This is a genomic window from Rhizobium sp. 11_C7_N12_5, assembly GCF_051811145.1.
Lineage (GTDB): Bacteria > Pseudomonadota > Alphaproteobacteria > Rhizobiales > Rhizobiaceae > Rhizobium > Rhizobium lusitanum.
This window is the reverse complement of record NZ_JBPWPY010000001.1, coordinates 92,429-114,492: the sequence shown is the minus strand read 5'-3', so window position 1 is coordinate 114,492 and position 22,064 is coordinate 92,429. Positions and strand designations below refer to the sequence as shown.

Genomic DNA, 22,064 nt, shown 5'->3' with positions numbered 1-22,064 from the left:
TCTCGCGGGCTTTCGCAGGACCTCGGCGGCGATCCTTCGTTTGCGGATCATGGCACGGGAAATCGCTTTGCAAGCGATGCGTTGAATCCGCGTAATAAATACAACCAAAGATTCAGATTTTGATGTTTCTGTGCGTTCTGGATGACATTGGGGGATGCACCATGAAGATTGCTGTGGGGGTTGCGACATGCGGTCGCAAAGCGATTTTGGCATGCATGATCGACAGGCTTGCCGCGCAGACGCGCAGGCCGGATCACCTTTTCCTCTGCCCGGCCACAGACGAAGATATCGACATGGAACGATTGCAATCGGCGCCGTTTCCCGTGAGCATCGTCTCATCTCAACGGGGAAGCTGCCCGCAGCGCAACGCGATCATCGATGCCGCCGCCGGCATGGATGCACTTATCTTCTTTGACGACGATTTCTTTCCCGCGGCAAACTATCTTGCCGAAACGGAAGCGCTGTTCGAGGCCGACAAGGAGATTGTCGTGGCGACCGGAGAGGTCATCCGCGACGGCATCCTCGGACCGGGCCTGACGGCGGAAGAAGCGGACCGGGCCATCGAGGAGGACGCGACCCCTGATCCTGTTCCATCGATCGAAGCCGCTCACAATGCCTATGGCTGCAATATGATCTTCCGCTTGCAGCCCATCCTGACCAATCGTGTCTATTTCGATGAAGCCTTGCCGCTTTATGCCTGGCAGGAGGACGTCGATCTGTGCCGGAGGCTGCGTCCATACGGCAAGATCGTCAGGTTCAATCGGCTGCGCGGCGTCCATCTCGGGGTCAAAATGGGGCGCACATCGGGCATGCGTCTCGGATATTCCCAGGTCGCCAATCCGCTTTACCTTGTGAAAAAGCGCTCCGTGTCGTTGCAATGGGCGCTCAAGCTGATGGGCGGCAACGTTGCCTCGAATATCGTCGGCGCAGTCAATCCACCAGCCTATATCGACCGGCGCGGCCGCCTGCAGGGCAATATCATTGCATTCGGGCATCTGCTTAGCGGATCGCTCGATCCAAAAAATATCAACCGCATGTGAGGCTTTCGGGCTGAGCCGAACAGTCAAGCGTTCGAGCGTCGTCTTTTTGTGATAATGGTCGAAACCGGTCGCGGAATCGGCGGCATCCGGTATTTTTCACCGGCATCATCCAATTGTTTCAAGGACATCATCATGATCCACGTTCTCGCCATCCTCACCGCCCTGCCCGGCAAGCGGGCCGAAGTGCTCCAAGCCTTCCAGGCGAACGTTCCGGCTGTCCACGCCGAAAATGGCTGCATCGAATACACGGCTGTCGTCGATGTCGACGGCGCCGATCCGGCATTCGGGCCTGATACATTCGTCGTCGTCGAGAAATGGGCGAGCATGGACGCATTGAAGGCTCACGCCGCCGCAGCGCATATGGCTGCCTATGGCGAGAAGGTGAAGCATCTTATGGCTGCCCGTGCCGTTCATGTTCTGAATCCGGCATGAGCTTATGACGCCGGACAGCAGGTAATCCGTTGGGAAAACGGCGCCGGAAGGTGCCGTTTTGCATATCAGCCGGCATGTTCAGTTATGCGAGAAATGCGGCTGGTTGCGCCATCTATGCCAGCCACCGCCGCCATGCCATCCGTGATGGTATCCTCGGTCACCATACCAACCAGAATGGTATCCCCGACCACCATACCAGCCATGACTATAGCCAGGCCAGCCGAACAAGCCAAAGGAGTAATAGGGCTGGTAATAATCATTATAATAATAGGGGCGGTAATAGGAATAAGGCCGATAGTAATAGGGTCGATAGTGGTGGTGGTAGTGACGATAGATGATCACCGTATGATGATGATGCCAGCGGTGATGTTGGCGTGCATCGACATGGGTTGCGGGTAGAATGACTACGCCGAGCGCGATGAGCGCTGTTGCCAGAATTTTCATTTCCAGCCTCCTTGGAAGCCGGACGCTGACGCGGCTCGAATCATCCGCGCTTGTCCAGACCAGCAAATAAAACGCGGTTGCGCTCCGATTGTTCCAAAACGCCCGGAGATGGCGGGTATTTTCGAGAGGTTCCGGCCTCACCGTGCCCGGCAAGGGGCCGGACACGTTCGTCGTCAAGAAAGTGGGCAAAAACATGGGCCTGCGCCGGTCACGCTCTGGAACCTGCCAAGGTCGGACATCGGTAGCCTCAATAAGAAACGGCGCCGGAAGGCGCCGTTTATACATGTCAGTTGCTTATCGTCAGTCGTGCGAGAAATGCGGCTGGTTGTGGTGCCGCCTATCCCAGCGATGATGATGGTATGGCCGGTCGTTACGCCAGCCGTGGTGGCGATTCCAACCATGGTCAGGCTGGTGATGTTGAACGACCATAGGGCGATGATGATGCCAGCGATGATAATCTTGAGCCTCAGCATAAGTTGCGGGCAAAGCGACAATGCCCAGCGCGACGAGCGCTGTTGCCAGAATTTTCATTTTTATTCTCCTTGGGTGCCGAACGAGATCGGGGGGGCTTATAGTATCCGTACGTCCGGACTAACGTAACCTACCCAAACGCAAAGGTGGTACAATGGTTCCACCTATCCCCGGAATGCCGGATATTTTCCGGGTGCTTCCACGTCAGCCACCAGTTCGCGAACAGCCTGGTGGATCAGGCGGCATGCCTCGATCGACGCTTTGCGGCCATTGTGGGCGAGATGATAAGACAATGGCAGGATCTGCTCGGGGTCGACGATCCTGACCTTGTCGGTGATCGGAAGCGCGCTGACGCGGCCAAGGAACGAGACGTAACCGTGATTAGCCACGAGATCGACGATGACAGGCAGGGAATCGGCCGAGGTGATGTCGCGGCCGCGGAAGCGGCGCCGGTCGCGGCTATCGTAGCCGAAGGCCGTCGCGGCATTGCCGATGCCGGTACGCGAACTCGGCACGCAGAGCGGGTGATTTTCCACCAGCGCGGCCACCGTCTGCTCCTTGCTGTCAAGCGGCGCGATCGCCACCATGTCGGTCGCGACAAGTTCCATGTGCTCGAAAGCATCGAGGCCGAAGACGGAATCGACGATGGCGACATCGATGCGGCCGAACCGCAGCGCCTCGCGCAGGTCGTCCGCGGTCATCAGCATCAGCGACAGCATGTTGCGGTTGCCGCCGATATTCCAGCGCGACACGAGGCTTGCAAGCGAGCGAGCGACCCAGCTTTCAGAGCCTGTCGGGATGATCGACCCGATGCGAACGGCACGCGCGGTCCGCTGAAACCGCTCATCCGCCGCGGCCTTCATCTCGTCCCAGGCCTGGGCGATGCCGGCGAGGATGGCATGGACTTCCTGGCCGGCATCGGTCAGCACCGAGCCCTGCGCCTGCCGCTCGAACAGGCGGCAACCGAACAGTTCCTCCAGATTGGCGATCTGCAGCGAGAGCTGCGGCTGTCCCAGCCGCAGGCGTCGCGCGGCGCGGTTGATGCTGCCCTGATCGGCGACTTCGAGGAAGCGCTCGATGGTGGCGATCTTCAGCGGCAGGCGCGCCGCCCATTGCGCATAATCATCAGGCGCGGGCGGCTCCTTCACCCGGGCGGAAAGCTGGCGGATACCGGCAAGGATAGGCTGGAGCCCCTTCTGGACCTTCGAGCTGGCAAGCAGGGTTGCGAGCTCACCGGATGCCCGCTCGACGAGCTTCATGGCAAGCTCCGTTTCCAGACGGCGGAGCGCACTGGAAACGGTCGAGGGAGAAAAAGAGAGCTGACGGGCGGTCTCCCTGACGGAGCCGACCGAGAACACCATGTCGGCTATGAACAATGCGCCGAGATACAAACCCTTCTTCCTTCCACGCCAAGCGAGCGCCCTGCTGCGGCCGCGAGACCGGCTTTGATAGCCCGACGATATGATGTGTTCTTGAAAAAAGATATCCCTAAGCACAGGGGCGGCCGCTATCGTTTCTTCGTCGCCTAACCGATCCAGCCACAGAAATGAGATCGGAACAGCGTCAAACGGGTAAGGGGAACAAAAACAAACGCACTTGCCCCCGAAAAAAGAAATCCAATTTCGCGCGAATGTCGAGTACGCTCGTCATAATCGCGCGACTGCAGCGGGAAACCGAAGCGACATCGTTTTTTTCTCGATGAGCGGTATTTGCCCGAAGCAGCCAGAAATTCGCTTGTGGGTTGTCGGCTCACACGAACGCTTGTGTGTCCGGACAGTGGCCTTGAGGCGGCGCGGGCCTGCAAAACAAAGGTTTAACGGGGTACAAAGGGAAACATCATGTTCAAGAATCTTGCACTTGCCGCCACGCTGACGGCGTTGCTCGCCAGTGGTGCCAGCGCCGCCGACGTCGTCGTCTCCTCGAAGATCGACACCGAAGGCACCCTGCTCGGCAACATCATCCTCGCCACGCTCAATGCCAACGGCATCAAGGCGCAGGACCGCATCGCGCTCGGCACGACGCCGGTCGTGCGCAAGGCGATCACCGCAGGCGAGATCGACATCTATGCCGAATATACCGGCAATGCCGGCTTCTTCTTCAACAAGGCCGACGATGCGGCCTGGAAGAACCTGCAGCAGGGCTACGACCTCGCCAAGAAGCTGGACTATGACGCCAACAAGATCGTCTGGCTGACGCCCTCGCCCGCCAACAACACCTGGGCGATCGCCGTTCGCAGCGATGTCGCCGGCCCGGCCAAGCTGAAGACCATGTCCGATTTCGGCAAGTGGGTTGCCGGCGGCGGTCCCGTGAAGATTGCGGCGTCCTCCGAGTTCGTCAATTCGCCGGCGGCCTTGCCGGCATTCCAGACGACCTACGCCTTCCAGCTCAAGCCCGACCAGGAAGTCGTGCTCTCCGGCGGCGACACGGCGGCGACGATCAAGGCGGCGGCCGACCAGACCAACGGCGTCAACACGGCCATGGTTTATGGCACCGACGGCGCCATCGAAGCGGCCGAACTGACGGTTCTCGAAGACGACAAGAGCGTGCAGCCGGTCTATGCCCCGACGCCGATCATCCGCGAGGCCGTGCTCAAGGCCAATCCGAAGATCGAGGAGGTACTGGCTCCAGTCTTCAAGGGTCTGACCGCCGACGTGCTGCGCAAGCTGAACGGCCGCATCCAGGTGGATGGCGAGCCGGCCAAGGCTGTCGCCGAATCCTACCTCAAGGACAATGGCTTCCTGAAATAAGGCTTCACCGCTGATCTCGCGGCTCCGTTTTCGATAGAGTGGAGCCGCGGGACATTAAAATGGGCATGACCTTGTCCGAAACCGCCTCATTTTTTGGGCTCATGCGCTGACGGAGCTTGCCTTATGGAAGATGCGCTAGCGGTCCGCAGAGTGGACCGTCTCGGAGTGGTGCTGGTGGCGGGCGGCGCGCTGGCGGCGGCCTTGATGCCGTTCATCATCGTCAAGGCAAACCGCATCGCTGCCGGCAAGCCGCAGTTGCTCACGCAGCTTCTTGGCCAGCCGACCACAATGGTCCTGCTTGCCCTTCTCGTGGCCGCCGCCCTCGCCGTGCTGTTCCTGCGCAATCAATTTCTTCGCCTCGCCATCGGCACCCTTGCGATCGCCATGCTCATCGTCACGCTCGGGCTTGTTTCGACGGCGGCAACGCCGACTGGAAGCACGGTGGCGCGCATTACGCCCGGCGGCTCCTTCTGGGTGTTGCTGGCCGTTGTGGGGTTGATGATTTCGGATGCGCTGGTGAAGCTTCGGCTGACGCCCTGGCTTAGGGTCGCCGCGCTGGCGCTCTATGCCGCCCTGCTCGTCGCCGTTCTGCGCTCCGGCCTGCTCGATAATCTGTCGATCATGAAGGAATATGGCAATAACGCCGACAAATTCTGGCGCGAGGCGCTCGGCCACATGTTTTTGTCCCTCGGTTCCGTCGCCATCGCCATCGTGCTCGCCCTGCCGCTCGGCATCTTCTGCTTTTGGCAGCCGCGCCTGCGCGCCGTGGTCTTGCGGGCGCTGAGCCTGGTGCAGACCATTCCAAGCCTGGCGCTGTTCGGCATTCTGATGCTGCCGCTCGGCTATATCGCCGCCCATGTTCCCTTCGCCGCCGCGATCGGCATCCAGGGCATCGGCGTGGCGCCGGCGCTGGTGGCACTGGTGATCTATTCCTTGTTGCCGATCGTCGCCAACACCGTCGTCGGCCTTGCCGGCGTCGATCCCTCCGTGCGCGATTCCGCCGCCGGCATGGGTTTGACGCGAAGGCAGATCCTGACGGGCATCGACCTGCCGCTCGCCTTTCCGGTCATCCTCACCGGCATCCGCATCGTGCTGGTACAGGCGATCGGCCTCGTCACGGTCGCGGCCCTAATCGGCGGCGGCGGTTTCGGCCTCTTCATCTTCCAGGGCATCGGCCAGACGGCCAATGATCTGGTGTTGCTCGGCGCCGTGCCGACAGTCATTCTCGCCTTCTCATCGGCCGTCATCCTCGATGCGGTCATCGACAGCATCCGGGGACAACGCGCATGAGCAACATGATCGAGCTTAAGGGCGTGACCAAACGCTACGGCGCCGCCACCGTGGTCGATGATGTCAGCGTGAGCATGGAGAAGGGCACGATCACCGTCATCGTCGGCACGTCGGGCTCCGGTAAATCGACCCTGATGCGGATGATCAACCGACTGGTGCCGATATCCGAGGGCCGCATCTCTGTTGGCGGCGAGGATATTATGAGTGTGCCGGCGACCGAGCTTCGCCGCCGCATCGGCTATGCCATCCAAGGCCACGGGCTGTTTCCCCACCGCACCGTTGCGCAGAATATCGCGACCGTCCCCGAGCTGCTTGGTTGGGACAAGACGCGCATCGAGGGGCGTGTCGAAGAACTCCTCAATCTCTTCCGTCTCGATCCCGGCACCTTTGCCGCCAAATATCCGAGCCAGCTTTCCGGCGGCCAGCAGCAGCGCGTCGGCGTCGCCCGCGCGCTTGCCGCCGAGCCGGAATTGCTGCTGATGGACGAGCCCTTCGGCGCGCTCGATCCTGTCATCCGCGGCAAGGCGCAGGACGATCTGCTTGATATCCAGAAGCAGTTCGGCACGACGGTCGTTCTCGTGACCCATGACATGGACGAGGCCTTCCATCTCGGTGACAAGATCGCCGTGATGAGCGGCGGCAAACTGCTGCAATGTTCAGAGCCCGAGAAGATCCTGACCGAGCCGGCCGATCCCTTCGTGCAGCAATTGACCGGCACGTCGGACCGCGCGCTGAAGCTGATGTCGTTGCTGCCGCTGAAAGAGAGCATGCAGCCTCTCAGGCCCGGTCTCGGCTACAGCCTGCCGCAAACGCTTAATCTGCGTGACGCGCTGGCCGAACTGATCTGGCAGGGTGCCGACGAGGCTTCGGTCGAGGATGAGAGAAAGGTGCCGGTCGGTTCGATCTCGATCCAGCATCTGATAGAGCTGGGCCGCAAAGCATGAAACTTCTCGCCGCTAATCTCTTTCGTCTGCTGGCGCTGGCACTGCTGCTGGTGTTGCTGTTCCGTCCGGAATGGCTGACGCCGATCCTGGCGCCGCTGACGAAATTCGGCGCCTCACCGATCTATACGCAGAACAGTCTTCCGAGCCTTGCCCTCAGCCATCTCGAGCTGATCTTCGTCTCGATCGGCGCGAGCGGTATCCTGGCGGTGCTTGGCGGCATCTTCGTCACGCGGCCGATCGGGGCCGACTTCCTGCCGCTTTCGCGGGCGATCGCCAATGCCGGCCAGACCTTTCCCCCCGTCGCGGTGCTGGCACTCGCCATTTCCACCACCGGCTTCGGCGCGGTCCCGACATTGATCGCGCTTTTCCTCTATGCGTTGTTGCCGATCTTCGAGAACACCGTCGCCGGATTGCAGCAGGTGCCGGCCTCCGTGCTCGATGCCGCCGACGGCATGGGCATGAATGGCTGGCAGCGGCTGTTCCGCGTCGAGCTACCGCTTGCTCTGCCGCTGATCATCGAAGGACTGAAGATCGCGACCGTCATCAATATCGGTACGGCAACCATCGGCTCCACCGTCGCCGCCAAGGGCCTCGGCGAGGTCATCATCGCCGGGCTGATCAACGACAACACCGCCTTCATCCTGCAAGGCGGCCTGATCGTCGGCCTGATGGCGGTGCTGATCTATGATGGCATGGAGATGATCGAACATTCGATAACCCGCAAGATCGGCCTGCAGCCCCACTGAAGCTCCAAGGTGTCGCCTCGTCGGATCGAAAGCAGCGGCCCCACGATCAACGATACCTCAATGCCTGCTAGTTTTCCTCGCTCGGGGCCAATGACGCTCCGGGCACATAGAGGGAGATCGGCCTGATTTCATAGACGGCGGTCGGGTTGACGCGACGCAGGTCGCGCGCCACTTCAACGGCTGCCTCCAGCGTTGGAAAATCGACGACATAGAAGCCGAGCAGCTGCTCTTTGGTTTCTGCAAACGGTCCATCGATGACCATGCCTGCGCCCTTGCCCCGCAAGGTCACGGCGCGCTGCGTCTGGCCAAGGCGGGCTGCCGGCCCGAGCGACTTCTCCTTGACGAGATGATCATTGATCTGGAGCAACTCGGCCATGAGCGCTGCATCCTCTTCCTCGCTCCAGGATTCCACTACGCCCTCTTCGTGATAGGCCAGGATAGCGTAGTACATAGGTCCCCCCTTCGAACATCAGTTAGTTTTGGCCGATCGAGCCGTTGGCCTGAATGCTCGGAGTGTAAGCAGGCTGATCGAAATTCAAAAGCCCCGGAGCCGCCTTAATCTCAATAGTTGAATGTTGGTATGGCACCACCCAAGCGCACTTGTCTTGTCCGGCGACCGATGGCATTGGCTTGGGAAGATGCTCAGATGATATACGGAGGCGCCGATGGCCAAGATGATTCACACGATGATCCGTGTCCTCGACGAGGCGCGTTCGGTTGAATTCTACAACAAGGCTTTCGGGCTTGAGATCGCCGACCGCGTCGCCTTCCCGACCTTCACGCTGATCTATCTCAGCAATGCCGAGACCGGCTTCGAGCTGGAATTGACAGTCAACCAGGGCCGCAGCGAGCCTTACGTGCTCGGTGAAGCCTATGGTCACCTGGCCGTCTCGGTCGATGAGTTGAAAGACGAACACGCACGGCTGGCCGCCCTCGGGCTCAATCCCGGCAAGATCGTCGAACTCAATCGCGATGGGAAACTTTTCGCCCTGCTGTTTTTCGTCACCGACCCCGACGGCTACAAGATCGAGGTCGTACAAAGACACGGGCGGTTTCAATAAAGCCGCACAAGCCAAAGCCCCGCGGCACCGGCGGGGCTTATGAAACCGGATCTGGCGGCGCGCTTACATCCAATAAGGCGGCACGCCAAAATAATCGTGGCTCTTGTGGCCATGATCCTTATGGTCGTGTTCGTCTTTGCTGGCGAAGCGGCGCGCTTTTTCAATGTCATTCTTGGTCATGCTGACACGATAACCGTCGATACGAGCATCATAGCGCAGCTTTTCCCAAGGCAATCGGTAGTGATCCTGACCGATGCCGAAAAAGCCGCCGAAGCTCAGAATGACGAAAGCGATGCGTCCATCACTTTTTTCAAGCATCAGCCGCTCAATATGACCAATCTGCCTACCATCCGAACCGAATACCTTCGATCCTTCGACGCGGTCGCAAGCGACCAGCATCGACATGTCCTTGACGTAGAGGTCACGGCCAGAGATTTCGGCACTCTCTTTATGCATATGCGCACCTCCTTTTGGATACGCGTCACATAAACTTTGGAGCGCCCCATCTGCTCAATAAGGGCAAGACGAGGCTCCTATGGGTATGCGCCCACGGCCCATTAACGCTCCGTTACCGCAAAAGTTCCAGCATTTTTTTCAAAACTGTAAAAAAACGTGAGCGCACGACGATTATTGACGTTTACGTCAAGGTTATTATAGCTTTCATCGCGCTCGGATGATTTAGTTGCGAGCGAAAGCTGCGACGATATGAAAAGCGGGAGACTTTTCCGTCGCGCGGTGACACTTTACATAACCGCCGCCCAAGCGGCGGGGCGTGGTGATGATGCGTAGAGGAGGAAGTGCGCATGAATTCAGTCTCCGCTCCTTCGGATAGACCGCAAGTCAAAAAAATATGGCTTGCTTCCTATCCGGACATAGTACCGGCCGAACTGCCGCCGCTGGAGCATACATCACTCGTCGCACTGCTGGAGGAAAGCTGCGCGCGCTACGCCGACCGGCTCGCCTTCACCAGCATGGGCAAATCGATCACCTATCGCGACCTCGATACGCAAACGCGCAAGATCGCCGCCTGGCTGCAAAGCCTCGGCCTTCAGAAGGGCGATCGTGTCGCCGTCATGATGCCGAACGTGCTGCAAAATCCGGTCACCACCTACGGCATACTTCGCGCCGGCCTCGTCGTCGTCAACGTCAATCCGCTCTATATGCCGCGTGAACTCGAGCACCAGCTGCGCGATTGCGGCGCGAAGGCGATCTTCGTCCTCGAGAATTTCGCCCATACGGTGGAGCAGGTCCTGGCGCATACGGATGTGCGCCATGTCGTCGTCACCGCCCTCGGCGACATGCTAGGCGTGAAGGGCCATATCGTCAATTTCATCGTCCGCAAGGTGAAGAAGCTGGTACCGGCCTGGTCCATCCCCGGCCATCGCAATTTCAAGGCCGTGATCGCCGAAGGGGCGCGCCTGCCGCTGAAGCCTTCCGAACTCTCCGGCAGCGACATCGCGTTTCTGCAATATACCGGCGGCACGACCGGCGTTGCCAAGGGTGCGATACTGACGCATACCAATCTGCTCGCCAACCAGCTGCAATTGCTGCTCTGGCTGCAGTCCGCCTATATCAACAAGCCGCGGCCCGAGCAGCTGACCTTCGTCTGCGCGCTGCCGCTCTATCACATCTTCGCATTGACGGTGAACTCGCTGATGGGCATGTCGATCGGCGGCCATAACGTGCTGATTGCCAATCCGCGCGATATACCGGGCTTCATCAAGGAGCTTGGCAAATACAAGTTCGACATGTTCCCCGGCCTGAACACGTTGTTCAACGCCCTGATGAACAATCCCGAGTTCATCAAGCTCGACCTGTCGCACACTGCGACGCTGGCTGGTGGCATGGCGGTGCAGCGGCCTGTGGCCGAACGTTGGCAGAAGATGACGGGCGCCTGGATCACCGAAGGTTACGGTCTTTCCGAGACGTCGCCGGTCGCGAGCGCCAACCGCTTCGACAGCTCCGAATTCTCCGGAACGATCGGCCTGCCTATATCAGGCACCGATTTCGATATTCGCGACGAGAACGGCAATTCGCTGCCGCTCGGCGAGGTCGGTGAAATCTGCATCCGTGGACCGCAGGTCATGGCCGGCTATTGGAAGCAGCCGGCCGAAACTGCGCGGGTGATGACATCGGACGGTTTCTTCCGCAGCGGCGACATGGGCTTCATGGACGAGCGCGGCTATACGAAGATCGTGGACCGCAAGAAGGACATGATCCTGGTCTCGGGCTTCAACGTCTATCCGAACGAGATCGAGGAGGTCGCCGCCATGCATCCGGGCGTTCTCGAGGCGGCAGCGATCGGCGTTCCGGACCCGCATTCCGGCGAAGCGGTGAAGCTCTTCATCGTCAAGAAGGATCCGGCACTGACCGAGGCCGATATCAAGGCGCATTGCGCCGCCAACCTCACCAACTACAAGCGCCCGCGCTTCATCGAATTCCGTGCGGAGCTGCCCAAATCGAATGTCGGCAAGATCCTGCGCAAGGAGTTGCGCGGCTGACATAATTCCATGCCATTCAGGAGGCTGCTCGTCCTAATCCGCGAGCGGCCTTTTTTCGTTTTGGACGATACGTGAACTTGATTTACGCCCTACATAGGGAATAGTTTCCGCGACCAAACTCAAAGCGCCCGGCCCCGTCTGACGGCAAGCGGCGCGAACCGCAAGGAGCCTCCCATGAACGCCCTCGTCGATCAATTGAAGAGCACCGCATCGGCAACGAAGGCCACGGATATCCGCGCCGCCTTTGCCGCCGATCCCAAACGCTACTCCCGCTTCAACGCTTCGTTCGACGATCTGCTGATGGACTATTCCAAGACCGCGGTGAACGACGATATCCTCGTCCTTCTCGAAAAGCTCGCGGCTGAAGGCGGCATTGCGGCCAAGCGCGAAGAGATGTTCTCGGGCGTCGCCATCAACTTCACCGAAAACCGCGCCGTGCTGCACACAGCGCTTCGCAACCGCTCCAACACGCCCGTGCTGGTCGACGGCAAGGATGTCATGCCTGATGTCAACGCGGTGCTGGCGGCCATGGGCAAGTTTGCCGACGGCATCCGCTCCGGCGCGCTGAAGGGCTCGACCGGCAAGGCGATCACCGACGTCATCAATATCGGCATCGGCGGCTCCGATCTCGGCCCGGTCATGGCGACGCTGGCGCTGGCGCCTTTCCATGACGGTCCGCGCTCGCACTTCGTCTCGAACATCGACAGCGCGCACATCGCCGACATTCTGAAGCTCGTTAAGCCGGAAACGACGCTGTTCATCGTCGCCTCGAAGACCTTCACCACGATCGAAACGATGACGAATGCCCAGACGGCGCGCAAGTTCATCGCCGATGCGCTCGGCGAAGCCGCCGTGCAGCACCACTTCGCCGCCGTTTCGACGGCGCTCGACAAGGTCGCCGCCTTCGGCATCGACAGCCAGCGCGTCTTCGGCTTCTGGGATTGGGTCGGCGGCCGCTACTCGATCTGGTCGGCCATCGGCCTGCCGCTGATGATCGCCGTCGGCCCCGAAAACTTCGGCAAGTTCCTCGACGGCGCGCATGCGATGGACAACCATTTCCGCAAGGCGCCGTTCAAGGAAAACCTGCCGATGCTGCTCGGCCTCATCGGCTTCTACCATCGCAACGTGCTCGGCTATCCGACGCGCGCCATCCTGCCCTATGACCAGCGCCTGTCGCGCTTCCCGGCCTACCTCCAGCAGCTCGACATGGAATCGAACGGCAAGGGCGTCACCATCGACGGCACGCCGGTCGAAGGCAATTCCGGCCCGGTCGTCTGGGGCGAGCCCGGCACCAACGGCCAGCACGCCTTCTACCAGCTGATCCACCAGGGCACGAGCGTCATCCCGGCCGAATTCATGATCGCCGCCAACGGTTTCGAGTCGGAGCTGCGCCACCAGCATCAGCTGCTGATGGCCAATTGCCTGGCGCAGTCGGAAGCATTGATGAAGGGCCGCACCTTCGAGGAGGCCAAGGCGCAGCTCACCTCCAAGGGCATGGACGACAAGAAGGCCGATTTCATCGCGCCGCACCGCGTCTTCACCGGCAACCGCCCGTCGATCACCTTCGTCTACGACAAGCTGACGCCATTCGCTCTTGGCCGCCTGATCGCGCTCTACGAACACCGCGTCTTCGTCGAAGGCGTGCTGTTCCGCATCAACTCCTTCGACCAGTGGGGCGTCGAGCTCGGCAAGGAACTGGCAACCGGTCTGCTGCCTGTCATCGAAGGCAAGGAAAGCGCTGCCGGCCACGATTCCTCGACACAGGGGCTGGTGGCCGCGCTGGCGAGCCGCGCGAAGTAATATTCTCCATCGTAAACGAAAGAGCCCGCCTGAAACATCAGGCGGGCTCTTTTATTGGAAGCCTTGAAATTCGAGCGAGCTCAGAGCCCGATCTCATGCGCCCAAGGCGGGTTTGCGCCGGCGCGCGATACGGTAACTGCCGCAGCCTTGGCGCCCAAAGCCAGGGCATGCTGCAATGCCTTCTCATCGAGCGCGGCAACCTGCGCCTTGGTCAGCAGGCCATTCATCTTCAGCGACGCCAGGATGCCTGCGTCGAAGGTGTCGCCTGCCCCGACCGTATCAACGACGGTGACGCGCTCGCTCGGCACGGAAACCTTCAGCGACTTCGTGTAGCCCGTCGCGCCCTCGGCACCCTTGGTGACGACGACCAGCTTGGCGCCCTGGTTCAGCCAATGCGCAGCCAGCTCATCGTGATTGCCAGCAATGCCGAACCATTCCAGGTCCTCGTCAGAGAATTTCAGGATATCGGACATGGCGGCCATGCGGCTGATGCGGCCCATATGCGCCTGCTTGTCCTTGATGAACCCCGGGCGGATGTTCGGATCGAGCGAGATGACCCGGCTTTGATATTCGCGCTTCATCAGCGCCTCGTAGGTCTCGCCGCACGGGTTGGGGATCAGGCTGATTGCACCGAAATGCAGGGCTTCGCAATCATCGCCGAGGGTCGGCAGGTCGGCTTCGGTGATCATGCGACCGGCAGAGCCCTCATCGTAGAAGGCATAGGTAGCCTGGCCGTTGACGAGCTTGACGAAAGCGATCGTGCTCGGACGGGGAGCGATGGCACAATAGCTGTAATCCACCTTGGCGGCCGCAAGTGTCTCGCGCAGGATATCGCCCATCATGTCGTCGGCGATGCCGGTGAAGAAACCCGTGGGAACGCCGAGGCGGCCGAGCGCAATCGCGGTGTTGAAGATCGCGCCGCCGGCATAGGGGGCAAAGCCCTTTTCGCCCTGCGTCGTCTCCCGCGGCAGCATATCGATCAAAGCTTCGCCACAGCACAATATCATTCCGACCTCCCAAAGAGCGCGTCTGTCATGTCCAGTCTCATAAATCGATTAGATAAATTCATGGCAAAAGCAAAGCATCACTTTTTGGGAAGCTCCGAAACGCCGCCATTCCGTCCCGACCAGGCAAGCGGCGCGTTGAGAAAGGCTTCGACTTCCTCGAGCGTCTTGTCGTCGAACAGGTTCTGTTCCCTGGCGACAGCAAGCACATCCCGCCAGGTGGCGATATGATGCAGGCGGACCTTGCCGTTGGCAAACCGCTCCTCGGCTTCGGGGAAGATATCATAATAGAACAGCGCCATGCCGTGCTCGACGATGCCGCCGGCGGCGCGGATGGCATCGATGAAGGTGAACATGCTGCCGCCGGCCGTCGTCAGGTCCTCGATGACGAGCACGCGGGCGCCGTCGGGCATATGGCCTTCGATCTGCGAATTACGGCCATGGCCCTTCGGCTGCTTGCGGACATAGATCATCGGCAGGTTCAGCCGCTCGGCCAGGAAGGCAGCGAAGGGAATGCCAGCGGTCTCGCCGCCGGCGACGCAATCGAACTGCTCGAAGCCGGCATTGCGGACGATGAGGCTGGCGGCGAAATCCATGACCGTCGAGCGGATGCGCGGATAGGAGATCAGCTTGCGGCAATCGATATAGACCGGGCTCGCCATGCCGGAAGCCAGCCTGTAGGGCTTGTCGGCGCTGAAATGCACCGCCTTGATCTCCCAAAGCATCCTGGCCACCAACTCAGCCATGACGGCGCGATCGGAAAAAGTCATCTGGGTCATGCGGGCCTCCTTCGCAGCTGGAATGTTTCAGCGGCAATAGCAGCTAGCGCCAGCGGTTTCCAGACGAATAGACGGTTTTGCGTGCATCCGCCATCGGCATGGCCGGATTGCCAACATGCGGCAGTTTGGAGCGTCTAGCGGACTGCGCCGAGATCGGCAGGCAGCATCGCCTTGAACAGCGCAATCGCCCTGTCGCCCTCTTCCCTCTCGATCGAGATCGCATAGCGAACCGCGGCTGCGACCAGCTGCATGGTCAATCGAGCGATCCGTGCGAGTTCCATATGATCGCGCTCCGGCCAGAGACGTTGAAGGACGGCAAAAAAGGCCTGCGAATGCCACTCCATGTCCTCGGCATCGACCTGCTGCAGCAGCTTGTCCGCCTGGGTGGCGTGCCAGATATCTCGCATCACGGGCTCGCCGAGAAACATGGCGTAGTAGCCGTCGATAATGCGGCCAAGCCCGGCCTGGAGATCGCCGGCGCTTTTTATCGCCGCCAGCTCGTCCTCGACGCATTGGCGCCCCTGCTCGTTGAAGCGTTCGGCCAGGACGCGGATGATCGCTGTTTTATCAGGAAAATATTGATAGAGCGAGCCGAAGGACACATCCGCCTTCTCGACGATTTCTCCCATGCGCAGCGCATCGCTGCCATTCCTAGCGATCAGCTCCGTCGCCACGGCCAATATGCGCTCGACGCGTTCGCGGCCACGCTGCTGGCTGGGGATGCGACGCGGCGTTCCTGCCTCATCCTTGCTGCGCCTGCGTCTCGCAACCGGTTCCTGCACCATCTCATTCCTCGTTCGTCACTGTTGACAGACAATATAAGAGAGTTTATCACATTTCACAAATGAGAGAGTTTATCACATTTTGAACTGGAGGAGTTCGATATGCAGATCTCAACTGTCGCCATCATCGGCGGATTGGGAAAAACCGGCGGCCGCGTCGCCGACTGCCTTGAGCCCCTTCCCGCTGAGATGACCGCCTTTGGGTTGCCACGAGAAACGACCGATCTCCCTCATGAACTCTTCACGCAGGTTCTGGACGGGCGCAATTCGCACTTTGCGGATGGCGTTAGACAGATCCTAGGGAGGCAGCCGAAGGATTTTTCCGTTTATGCCCGCGAAACCGCCGCAACCGGCATCTGGAGTATCCAGTCATGACCTTTCCGATCACCAATATCGCCCTTATCATCGCGGCGCTCAGCAGCGGCCTCCTCGCCGGCGTTTACTTCGCCTTCTCGACATTCATCATGCAGGCCTTTGCCCGCCTTCCCGCCGACCAGGGGATCGCTGCCATGCAATCGATCAACACGACGATCGTGCGCTCGCCCTTCATCGTGCTGTTTCTGCTGACGGCCGCGCTGTCGGTGTTCGTTGCTATCATGGCGATCCTCTATTGGCGTGATGGTATCAGCATGCTGATGCTGACAGGCGCGGTGCTCTATATCGTCGCGAGCTTTCTTTCGACCATACTGTTCAACGTGCCGTTGAACGACGCACTGGACAAGGTCGATGGCCATACGGCGGAGGGCGCGCAACTATGGTCGACCTATCTCAGCGATTGGACGCGATGGAACCATGTGCGCGCGGTGGCATCGCTACTTGCAGCTTGCGCCTTCGTGCGAGCCCTGTTCTGATCAGTCGCGGTATGACAGGGCTTTTTATCGAAATGATCGATTAAACTGCGTGCAGATAGGCCGCGACCTCGACACGGTTGCGGCCGTTGCGCTTCGCCTCGTAGAGCGCCTTGTCGGCTGCGCGAAGGACATCATCGAAACCGACCCCTTCGACCGTGCCGGTCGCGACACCCGCGCTGACCGTGCAGGTCAAGTATTTGTCGTCAATGCTGATTGTTCGTGCCGCAAAAGCATCGCGCACCCGTTCGGCGACCTGCTCGGCGCGGCCGGGCAGCGTATTGTCGAGCACAAGCGCAAACTCCTCGCCGCCGAGCCGAGCCACCGTGTCCGAAGCGCGCAAGCCCGCGGATAGGTCCTGACCGAAAAATTTGAGCACGAGATCGCCGGCCGCGTGCCCATGCTGATCGTTGATCGTCTTGAAGCGATCGATGTCGAAGACGATGACAGCCATCGACGGACCGAAGGAGCGGCCCCCATGGAGATCGAAAAGCGCGCGGCGGTTCAGCAGTCCGGTCAGCGCATCGGTGATCGCCTCCTGCCGGTGCAGCGCGGCCTGACGCCATTGATGCAGAGCAAGCGACAGCGCGCCGATCCCGGTCATTCCGGCAATGCAGACGGCAAGGCTGAAATCCTCCGCCCAATTATCAGGCGCATGGCCAAGCACGAGCTTACCGTCCGCGATCAACATAGCCGCGCAAAGTGCAAAGGAGATCGCGGTCAATGTGTAAAGCGCGGTAATGCCATAGAGCGGCGTGGGTGCCTCATGGCGGCTCAGCCAATATTCACGCGCCGTCAACAGCAAGAGCAGGCTGATGACGACGTTCTCACCGATGAAAGCCAGACCGTCATAACCGACAAGCATGGCAGACACCGACACCGCGATACCGGGGAGGCAACCAAGCAAGAAGCGAATTTTCGAAAGGCGGCGGGTGCGAAACTGGTGACCGGCCACCCAGACCGTCGCGAAACCGATGAAAAGCAACACAAAAGTCAGAACGGCGAAAATCGGCCGCGGCCTGTCGACATAGGCGCCATATATGAAAATGCCACCCACGATAGGCACCAGGCCGGCAGAGCACGTCAGCAGAAAAGTATCAGGCCGGCGAGAAAACCAGCTTCCCACCAATGTGACCGCTAGGCAGGTCGCGGAGACGCCGAGGGCGAGAAGGAGGGAATTGTAATCGACCAGCATCGTGCTCTTTCGACGGTCTCATCATTACCGTGGAGGGATCAATGACACGCTAGCCCTCAAGGGGTATCGAATTGGTTACGGCAAATAATAAAGAAAATACATTTCAATAAAATATACGTCTCATTTAGTGGCAAGACACGAATACTTTGACGCCAATATCACCCGTTAAATTCATTATTGCTTATATTCACCGAACCTAAAATCAGGATTCAACGTCCCAATGTAACGGGAACATCGGGTCAAAAACAGTGACCGGACCGGCCCCGGTCTCGATCTTCGACGGGAATGTCACGGCATCGGGCCGGCGCACCAAGGTGATGCTGTCTTCATTGACAGGCAGTCCATACCAGGCCGGCCCGTTCAGCGAGGCAAAGGCCTCCAGCCTGTCCAGCGCATTCTCCTGCTCGAAGACATGCGCGAGGCAACTCATCGTGTTGATCGAAGTATAGATGCCGGCGCAGCCGCAGGCGCATTCCTTCAGCGGATCGACATGCGGCGCCGAATCCGTGCCGAGGAAGAACCTGATGTCGCCGCTCGTGGCGGCCGCGCGCAGCGCCAGGCGGTGGCTTTCCCGCTTGGCGACAGGCAGGCAATAGTAATGCGGACGAATGCCGCCGACGAGGATGGCGTTGCGGTTGATGATCAGATGATGCGTCGTGATGGAGCCGGCGAGATTGGCCTTTGCCGATTTGATGTAATTCACGCCGTCCGATGTCGTCACATGCTCCATCGTCACCTTCAACTCCGGCAGGCGCTTTCGCAACGGATCGAGCACGGTCTCGATGAACACGGCCTCGCGGTCGAAAATATCCACCTCCGGCGTCGTCACCTCGCCATGGACGCAGAGCGGCAGGCCGACCTTCGCCATGCGCTCCAATACCGGCATTGCATTGTCGAGATTGCGCACGCCGCCATGGGAATTGGTCGTAGCACCTGCTGGATAAAGCTTGACGGCCGTAATCAGGCCACTCGTCTTGCCCTCTTCGACATCGTCAGGGCTGGTATGTTCGGTGAGATAGAGCGTCATCAGCGGCTGGAAGCGGTCGCCGGCCGGCAAAGCCTTGAGGATGCGTTCACGATAGGCGGTCGCATCCGCCGTGGTCACGACCGGCGGCACGAGATTGGGCATGATGATGGCGCGGGCAAAATGCCTGGAGGTATCGCCGATCACGCCTTCGAGCATTGCTCCATCTCGCAGATGCAGATGCCAGTCATCGGGACGGCGGATGGAGAGCTTTTGCATGGACACGACCTCTGGAAATGTAAGCACGATCTCGTCCGAAAACGCTTCACATTTTTCGGGATCATGCTTTGGGCTATCGCGCTTCGATAGCACCAACCGCCACCGCAAAACAATCCGCGACGGCGGTTAAATGACGGCCAGGTTCAGTCTTGCACGATGTCGATGGTGACATCGGCCGGGCGGCGGTTCTCCAGGATCAGCCGGCCATTCGGCAGATCGTTGCCATAGACCTTGGCGCGGGCGGCCTCGTCGTCGAGATCATAGCCCTTCCAACGCTCCCAGAGCCGCTGCTCCAGAACCTCCATCGGCGGCGCCAGCATGATCGAATAGTCGAACATGCCCTCAAGCTCCGCCCATTTTCCCTGACTGAACAGCAGATAGTTTCCCTCGATCACGATGAACCGGTGATCCGGCGAAACGACGCGGGCCGATGCGATGGCAATCTCGCGAGAGCGGTCGAAGACCGGCACGAGCACCTCCTGATCGGCAGCCCGCACGGCCCTGACGATATCGAGAAAGGCGCGCACGTCGAAGCTCTCTGGCACGCCCTTCCGCTTCAAAAGCCCCTTTTCGATCAGGACGGCGTTGTCCATGTGGAAGCCGTCCATCGGCAGAACCTCGGCGCTTTCGCCTTTGGCCTTCAACGCCTTGACGACGTTATCCGCCAATGTCGATTTGCCGGCGCCGGGTGGGCCGGCAATCGCCACCAGGATGCGTTTTGCGTCGCCGGCGCGCGCAATGATGTCGCCGGCAACGTCTTCGAGCGCAACACTCATGCAGCGACAGTCTCCGCCGGCGGAGCCTTGGCCCCGGTCATGAAGGCAACCGCATCCGACATGGTATAGTCCTTGGGGTTGATGACGGTCAGACGGCGTCCGAGGCGATGGATATGGATGCGGTCCGCCACCTCAAAGACGTGAGGCATATTGTGCGAGATCAGCACGATCGGCAAGCCGCGAGCCCGCACGTCGAGGATGAGTTCGAGCACCTTGCGGCTTTCCTTGACGCCGAGTGCCGCCGTCGGTTCGTCCATGATGACGACCTTCGAGCCGAAGGCGGCGGCACGCGCCACGGCCACGCCCTGACGCTGGCCGCCGGAGAGCGTTTCCACCGCCTGATTGATGTTCTGGATCGTCATCAGGCCAAGCTCGGTGAGCTTGTCGCGGGCGCGCTTTTCCATCGCCGGCCGGTCGAGCATGCGGAACCAGGAGCCGAGGATGCCGGGCTTGCGGATCTCGCGACCGAGGAACATGTTGTCCGCAATCGAGAGCGCCGGCGACAGCGCCAGGTTCTGATAGACCGTTTCGATGCCGGCCTCGCGCGCTTCCATCGGCGACCTGAAATGGACAGGCTTGCCTTCCAGCCTGATCTCACCTTCATCGGGCGTGACCGCGCCGGAAATCGCCTTGATCAGCGAGGATTTTCCGGCGCCGTTGTCGCCGATGACGGCAAGAATTTCGCCGGGATAGAGATCGAAATCGGCATTGTCGAGCGCGGTCACGCGTCCATAGCGCTTGACGAGGCCACGCGCGGTGAGAAGGGGTTCGCCAGTCGTGGTCATGCCGATACCTTTCTGATCCATTGATCGATCGCGACGGCGCCGATGATCAGCACGCCCGTCAGGAGGACCTTCCACTGCGGATCGGCTCCGAGCATGTTAAGGCCCATGGAGACCACGCCGACGATCATCGCGCCGAACAGCGTGCCGAGGATCGAGCCACGGCCGCCGAAGAGCGAGATGCCGCCGATCACGGTCGCGGTAATTGCCTGAAGATTGAAATCCGTCACAGCCGAAGAAGGCGAGACCGAGCCGTTACGGCCAATCGAAACCCAGGCGGCAAAGGCCGCGATCAGTCCCGAAACGCCGTAGACAGCGAGCAGCACCTTCTTGGTCTGGATGCCCGACAATTTCGCCGCTTCCGGATCATCGCCGACAGCATAGACATGCCGGCCCCAGGCGGTGTGATTGAGAATATACCATAGGCCCAGCACCAGGAGCACCATGGCGATGACACCGAGGGTCAGCACCGCACCACCGAGCCGGAAGCTGATGGCAAAGAAATGCAGCAGCGGCGCCTGTTCATCGACATCGGTATCGCGGATGGTTTCATTGGCCGAATAGATGAAATTCGTCGCCATGACGATATTCCACGTACCGAGCGTCACGATGAACGGCGGCAGCTTCATGTTGGCGACAAGGAAACCGTTGAGCAATCCACAGAGACCGCCCACGATCATGCCTGCCAAGATGGCGACAGGCGTCGGCAGGCCATAAGTGACGGCGACGTTGCCCATGACGACGGAGGAAATGACCATGATGACGCCGATCGACAGATCGATGCCGGCAGTCAGGATAACCAGCGTCTGCGCCGCGCCGAGAATGCCGACAATGGCGATCTGCTGCAGGATCAGCGTCAATGTGTAGGCGGAGAAGAAACGCCCGCCGATGGCAAAGCCGAAGATGATGATTGCCATCACCAATACGATCAACGGCACGGCGGCCGGTGTCGAATGCAAGAAATGCTGCATGCGTTTGAGAAGAGAGACATCCTGGTGCTCGAACGAGGCAACATTTTTGTCGCTGCCGTCGAGAACACGCTCGAATTCCTGTGCTCCGGTCATTGTATTCCTCCGCTGCCGCGCCGAATTATACGCGGAAACCGCCGGCTGTTGAAACCGGCCGAAGCGAGAGCCCGGCCGGCGTTGATGTCAGGAAGGTGATCGCAAATCCAAGGAC

General features: G+C 60.1%; 24 protein-coding genes. 11 read left to right on the top strand and 13 right to left on the bottom strand.

Features of this window, described 5'->3' with window-relative positions:
* Window positions 1-161 precede the first annotated feature (161 nt).
* On the top strand, window positions 162-1,040 hold the full coding sequence (locus AB8B29_RS00580; protein WP_037203106.1) for a glycosyltransferase family 2 protein: 879 nt from the start codon (window positions 162-164) through the stop codon (window positions 1,038-1,040).
* A 132-nt stretch (window positions 1,041-1,172) separates the two neighbouring features.
* Complete coding sequence (locus AB8B29_RS00575) at window positions 1,173-1,472, top strand: putative quinol monooxygenase (protein WP_037203333.1); 300 nt, start codon at window positions 1,173-1,175, stop codon at window positions 1,470-1,472.
* Between the two features lie 78 nt (window positions 1,473-1,550).
* Here AB8B29_RS00575 and AB8B29_RS00570 read toward each other — a convergent pair whose 3' ends face one another.
* The 3 genes from AB8B29_RS00570 to AB8B29_RS00560 form a co-directional block, all read right to left on the bottom strand.
* Window positions 1,551-1,916 carry a hypothetical protein gene (locus AB8B29_RS00570; RefSeq protein WP_234903696.1) on the bottom strand — a complete coding sequence of 122 codons (366 nt, stop codon included), beginning with the start codon at window positions 1,914-1,916 and terminating at the stop codon, window positions 1,551-1,553.
* A 300-nt stretch (window positions 1,917-2,216) separates the two neighbouring features.
* Entirely contained in the window at window positions 2,217-2,447 is a 231-nt protein-coding gene (locus tag AB8B29_RS00565) for a hypothetical protein (protein ID WP_131511987.1), read from the bottom strand.
* 104 nt (window positions 2,448-2,551) lie between these two features.
* Window positions 2,552-3,778, bottom strand: a complete 1,227-nt coding sequence (locus tag AB8B29_RS00560) for a LysR family transcriptional regulator (protein ID WP_047641060.1) — start codon at window positions 3,776-3,778, stop codon at window positions 2,552-2,554.
* 447 nt (window positions 3,779-4,225) lie between these two features.
* On the opposite strand from AB8B29_RS00560, the gene osmF reads away from it, so the two are divergent.
* From osmF to AB8B29_RS00540, 4 genes are all read left to right on the top strand, one after another.
* Window positions 4,226-5,134, top strand: coding sequence for a glycine betaine ABC transporter substrate-binding protein OsmF (gene osmF / locus AB8B29_RS00555; protein WP_037203099.1), 909 nt, complete (start codon window positions 4,226-4,228; stop codon window positions 5,132-5,134).
* A 123-nt stretch (window positions 5,135-5,257) separates the two neighbouring features.
* Entirely contained in the window at window positions 5,258-6,424 is a 1,167-nt protein-coding gene (locus AB8B29_RS00550; RefSeq protein WP_037203097.1) for an ABC transporter permease, read from the top strand.
* A gap of 5 nt (window positions 6,425-6,429) precedes the next feature.
* Window positions 6,430-7,368 carry an ABC transporter ATP-binding protein gene (locus AB8B29_RS00545; RefSeq protein WP_439006668.1) on the top strand — a complete coding sequence of 313 codons (939 nt, stop codon included), beginning with the start codon at window positions 6,430-6,432 and terminating at the stop codon, window positions 7,366-7,368.
* Complete coding sequence (locus tag AB8B29_RS00540; protein ID WP_037203095.1) at window positions 7,365-8,114, top strand: ABC transporter permease; 750 nt, start codon at window positions 7,365-7,367, stop codon at window positions 8,112-8,114. Before AB8B29_RS00545 ends, AB8B29_RS00540 begins: the two co-directional genes overlap by 4 nt.
* Before the next feature lie 67 nt (window positions 8,115-8,181).
* On the opposite strand, the gene AB8B29_RS00535 is transcribed toward AB8B29_RS00540, so the two are convergent.
* Window positions 8,182-8,565, bottom strand: a complete 384-nt coding sequence (locus AB8B29_RS00535; protein ID WP_439006067.1) for a YciI family protein — start codon at window positions 8,563-8,565, stop codon at window positions 8,182-8,184.
* A 214-nt stretch (window positions 8,566-8,779) separates the two neighbouring features.
* Between AB8B29_RS00535 and AB8B29_RS00530 the strand changes: the two genes are divergently transcribed.
* Entirely contained in the window at window positions 8,780-9,175 is a 396-nt protein-coding gene (locus AB8B29_RS00530) for a VOC family protein (RefSeq protein ID WP_037203092.1), read from the top strand.
* 63 nt (window positions 9,176-9,238) lie between these two features.
* On the opposite strand, the gene AB8B29_RS00525 is transcribed toward AB8B29_RS00530, so the two are convergent.
* Complete coding sequence (locus AB8B29_RS00525) at window positions 9,239-9,631, bottom strand: PRC-barrel domain-containing protein (RefSeq protein WP_037203090.1); 393 nt, start codon at window positions 9,629-9,631, stop codon at window positions 9,239-9,241.
* 347 nt (window positions 9,632-9,978) lie between these two features.
* Between AB8B29_RS00525 and AB8B29_RS00520 the strand changes: the two genes are divergently transcribed.
* Both AB8B29_RS00520 and pgi read left to right on the top strand, forming a co-directional pair.
* Complete coding sequence (locus tag AB8B29_RS00520; RefSeq protein ID WP_037203088.1) at window positions 9,979-11,676, top strand: long-chain fatty acid--CoA ligase; 1,698 nt, start codon at window positions 9,979-9,981, stop codon at window positions 11,674-11,676.
* A gap of 174 nt (window positions 11,677-11,850) precedes the next feature.
* Entirely contained in the window at window positions 11,851-13,476 is a 1,626-nt protein-coding gene (gene pgi, locus AB8B29_RS00515) for a glucose-6-phosphate isomerase (protein ID WP_047641062.1), read from the top strand.
* Between the two features lie 80 nt (window positions 13,477-13,556).
* On the opposite strand, the gene AB8B29_RS00510 is transcribed toward pgi, so the two are convergent.
* The 3 genes from AB8B29_RS00510 to AB8B29_RS00500 all read right to left on the bottom strand — a co-directional run bounded on the left by AB8B29_RS00510 (window position 13,557) and on the right by AB8B29_RS00500 (window position 16,044).
* Window positions 13,557-14,483 (bottom strand): carbohydrate kinase family protein, encoded by a 927-nt coding sequence (locus AB8B29_RS00510; protein WP_037203086.1) that lies wholly within the window; start codon window positions 14,481-14,483, stop codon window positions 13,557-13,559.
* 77 nt (window positions 14,484-14,560) lie between these two features.
* Window positions 14,561-15,259 (bottom strand): orotate phosphoribosyltransferase, encoded by a 699-nt coding sequence (locus AB8B29_RS00505; protein WP_037203084.1) that lies wholly within the window; start codon window positions 15,257-15,259, stop codon window positions 14,561-14,563.
* 134 nt (window positions 15,260-15,393) lie between these two features.
* Entirely contained in the window at window positions 15,394-16,044 is a 651-nt protein-coding gene (locus tag AB8B29_RS00500) for a TetR/AcrR family transcriptional regulator (protein ID WP_037203082.1), read from the bottom strand.
* Window positions 16,045-16,143: 99 nt separating this feature from the next.
* Here AB8B29_RS00500 and AB8B29_RS00495 point away from each other — a divergent pair, with 99 nt between their 5' ends.
* Together AB8B29_RS00495 and AB8B29_RS00490 are read left to right on the top strand one after the other, a co-directional pair.
* Window positions 16,144-16,416 carry a hypothetical protein gene (locus AB8B29_RS00495; protein ID WP_037203081.1) on the top strand — a complete coding sequence of 91 codons (273 nt, stop codon included), beginning with the start codon at window positions 16,144-16,146 and terminating at the stop codon, window positions 16,414-16,416.
* The gene (locus tag AB8B29_RS00490) at window positions 16,413-16,892 is read left to right on the top strand and encodes an anthrone oxygenase family protein (RefSeq protein ID WP_037203080.1); all 480 of its coding nucleotides are present in this window, start codon (window positions 16,413-16,415) and stop codon (window positions 16,890-16,892) included. Before AB8B29_RS00495 ends, AB8B29_RS00490 begins: the two co-directional genes overlap by 4 nt.
* A gap of 40 nt (window positions 16,893-16,932) precedes the next feature.
* Here the strand turns inward: AB8B29_RS00490 and AB8B29_RS00485 are convergent, their stop codons facing one another.
* The 5 genes from AB8B29_RS00485 to AB8B29_RS00465 form a co-directional block, all read right to left on the bottom strand.
* Window positions 16,933-18,084, bottom strand: coding sequence for a GGDEF domain-containing protein (locus AB8B29_RS00485; RefSeq protein ID WP_037203078.1), 1,152 nt, complete (start codon window positions 18,082-18,084; stop codon window positions 16,933-16,935).
* Between the two features lie 202 nt (window positions 18,085-18,286).
* Window positions 18,287-19,327: a dihydroorotase gene (gene pyrC, locus AB8B29_RS00480; protein WP_037203331.1), complete on the bottom strand. Its 1,041-nt coding sequence runs from the start codon at window positions 19,325-19,327 to the stop codon at window positions 18,287-18,289.
* A 143-nt stretch (window positions 19,328-19,470) separates the two neighbouring features.
* On the bottom strand, window positions 19,471-20,103 hold the full coding sequence (locus AB8B29_RS00475) for a nucleoside triphosphate hydrolase (RefSeq protein ID WP_037203077.1): 633 nt from the start codon (window positions 20,101-20,103) through the stop codon (window positions 19,471-19,473).
* Window positions 20,100-20,909 carry an ATP-binding cassette domain-containing protein gene (locus AB8B29_RS00470; protein WP_173410348.1) on the bottom strand — a complete coding sequence of 270 codons (810 nt, stop codon included), beginning with the start codon at window positions 20,907-20,909 and terminating at the stop codon, window positions 20,100-20,102. The genes AB8B29_RS00475 and AB8B29_RS00470 overlap by 4 nt, the downstream gene beginning before the upstream one ends.
* Complete coding sequence (locus AB8B29_RS00465) at window positions 20,885-21,949, bottom strand: ABC transporter permease (RefSeq protein ID WP_037203076.1); 1,065 nt, start codon at window positions 21,947-21,949, stop codon at window positions 20,885-20,887. Before AB8B29_RS00465 ends, AB8B29_RS00470 begins: the two co-directional genes overlap by 25 nt.
* Between the last annotated feature and the right edge of the window lie 115 nt (window positions 21,950-22,064).

What these genes read in the sequence shown, in the direction of transcription:
- AB8B29_RS00580 (WP_037203106.1), top strand. Translation starts at nt 162, where the DNA reads ATGAAGATTGCTGTGGGGGTTGCGACATGCGGTCGCAAAGCGATTTTG.
- AB8B29_RS00575 (WP_037203333.1), top strand. Translation starts at nt 1,173, where the DNA reads ATGATCCACGTTCTCGCCATCCTCACCGCCCTGCCCGGCAAGCGGGCC.
- AB8B29_RS00570 (WP_234903696.1), bottom strand. Translation starts at nt 1,916, where the DNA reads ATGAAAATTCTGGCAACAGCGCTCATCGCGCTCGGCGTAGTCATTCTA.
- AB8B29_RS00565 (WP_131511987.1), bottom strand. Translation starts at nt 2,447, where the DNA reads ATGAAAATTCTGGCAACAGCGCTCGTCGCGCTGGGCATTGTCGCTTTG.
- osmF (WP_037203099.1), top strand. Translation starts at nt 4,226, where the DNA reads ATGTTCAAGAATCTTGCACTTGCCGCCACGCTGACGGCGTTGCTCGCC.
- AB8B29_RS00550 (WP_037203097.1), top strand. Translation starts at nt 5,258, where the DNA reads ATGGAAGATGCGCTAGCGGTCCGCAGAGTGGACCGTCTCGGAGTGGTG.
- AB8B29_RS00545 (WP_439006668.1), top strand. Translation starts at nt 6,430, where the DNA reads ATGATCGAGCTTAAGGGCGTGACCAAACGCTACGGCGCCGCCACCGTG.
- AB8B29_RS00540 (WP_037203095.1), top strand. Translation starts at nt 7,365, where the DNA reads ATGAAACTTCTCGCCGCTAATCTCTTTCGTCTGCTGGCGCTGGCACTG.
- AB8B29_RS00535 (WP_439006067.1), bottom strand. Translation starts at nt 8,565, where the DNA reads ATGTACTACGCTATCCTGGCCTATCACGAAGAGGGCGTAGTGGAATCC.
- AB8B29_RS00530 (WP_037203092.1), top strand. Translation starts at nt 8,780, where the DNA reads ATGGCCAAGATGATTCACACGATGATCCGTGTCCTCGACGAGGCGCGT.
- AB8B29_RS00525 (WP_037203090.1), bottom strand. Translation starts at nt 9,631, where the DNA reads ATGCATAAAGAGAGTGCCGAAATCTCTGGCCGTGACCTCTACGTCAAG.
- AB8B29_RS00520 (WP_037203088.1), top strand. Translation starts at nt 9,979, where the DNA reads ATGAATTCAGTCTCCGCTCCTTCGGATAGACCGCAAGTCAAAAAAATA.
- pgi (WP_047641062.1), top strand. Translation starts at nt 11,851, where the DNA reads ATGAACGCCCTCGTCGATCAATTGAAGAGCACCGCATCGGCAACGAAG.
- AB8B29_RS00510 (WP_037203086.1), bottom strand. Translation starts at nt 14,483, where the DNA reads ATGATATTGTGCTGTGGCGAAGCTTTGATCGATATGCTGCCGCGGGAG.
- AB8B29_RS00505 (WP_037203084.1), bottom strand. Translation starts at nt 15,259, where the DNA reads ATGACCCAGATGACTTTTTCCGATCGCGCCGTCATGGCTGAGTTGGTG.
- AB8B29_RS00500 (WP_037203082.1), bottom strand. Translation starts at nt 16,044, where the DNA reads ATGGTGCAGGAACCGGTTGCGAGACGCAGGCGCAGCAAGGATGAGGCA.
- AB8B29_RS00495 (WP_037203081.1), top strand. Translation starts at nt 16,144, where the DNA reads ATGCAGATCTCAACTGTCGCCATCATCGGCGGATTGGGAAAAACCGGC.
- AB8B29_RS00490 (WP_037203080.1), top strand. Translation starts at nt 16,413, where the DNA reads ATGACCTTTCCGATCACCAATATCGCCCTTATCATCGCGGCGCTCAGC.
- AB8B29_RS00485 (WP_037203078.1), bottom strand. Translation starts at nt 18,084, where the DNA reads ATGCTGGTCGATTACAATTCCCTCCTTCTCGCCCTCGGCGTCTCCGCG.
- pyrC (WP_037203331.1), bottom strand. Translation starts at nt 19,327, where the DNA reads ATGCAAAAGCTCTCCATCCGCCGTCCCGATGACTGGCATCTGCATCTG.
- AB8B29_RS00475 (WP_037203077.1), bottom strand. Translation starts at nt 20,103, where the DNA reads ATGAGTGTTGCGCTCGAAGACGTTGCCGGCGACATCATTGCGCGCGCC.
- AB8B29_RS00470 (WP_173410348.1), bottom strand. Translation starts at nt 20,909, where the DNA reads ATGGATCAGAAAGGTATCGGCATGACCACGACTGGCGAACCCCTTCTC.
- AB8B29_RS00465 (WP_037203076.1), bottom strand. Translation starts at nt 21,949, where the DNA reads ATGACCGGAGCACAGGAATTCGAGCGTGTTCTCGACGGCAGCGACAAA.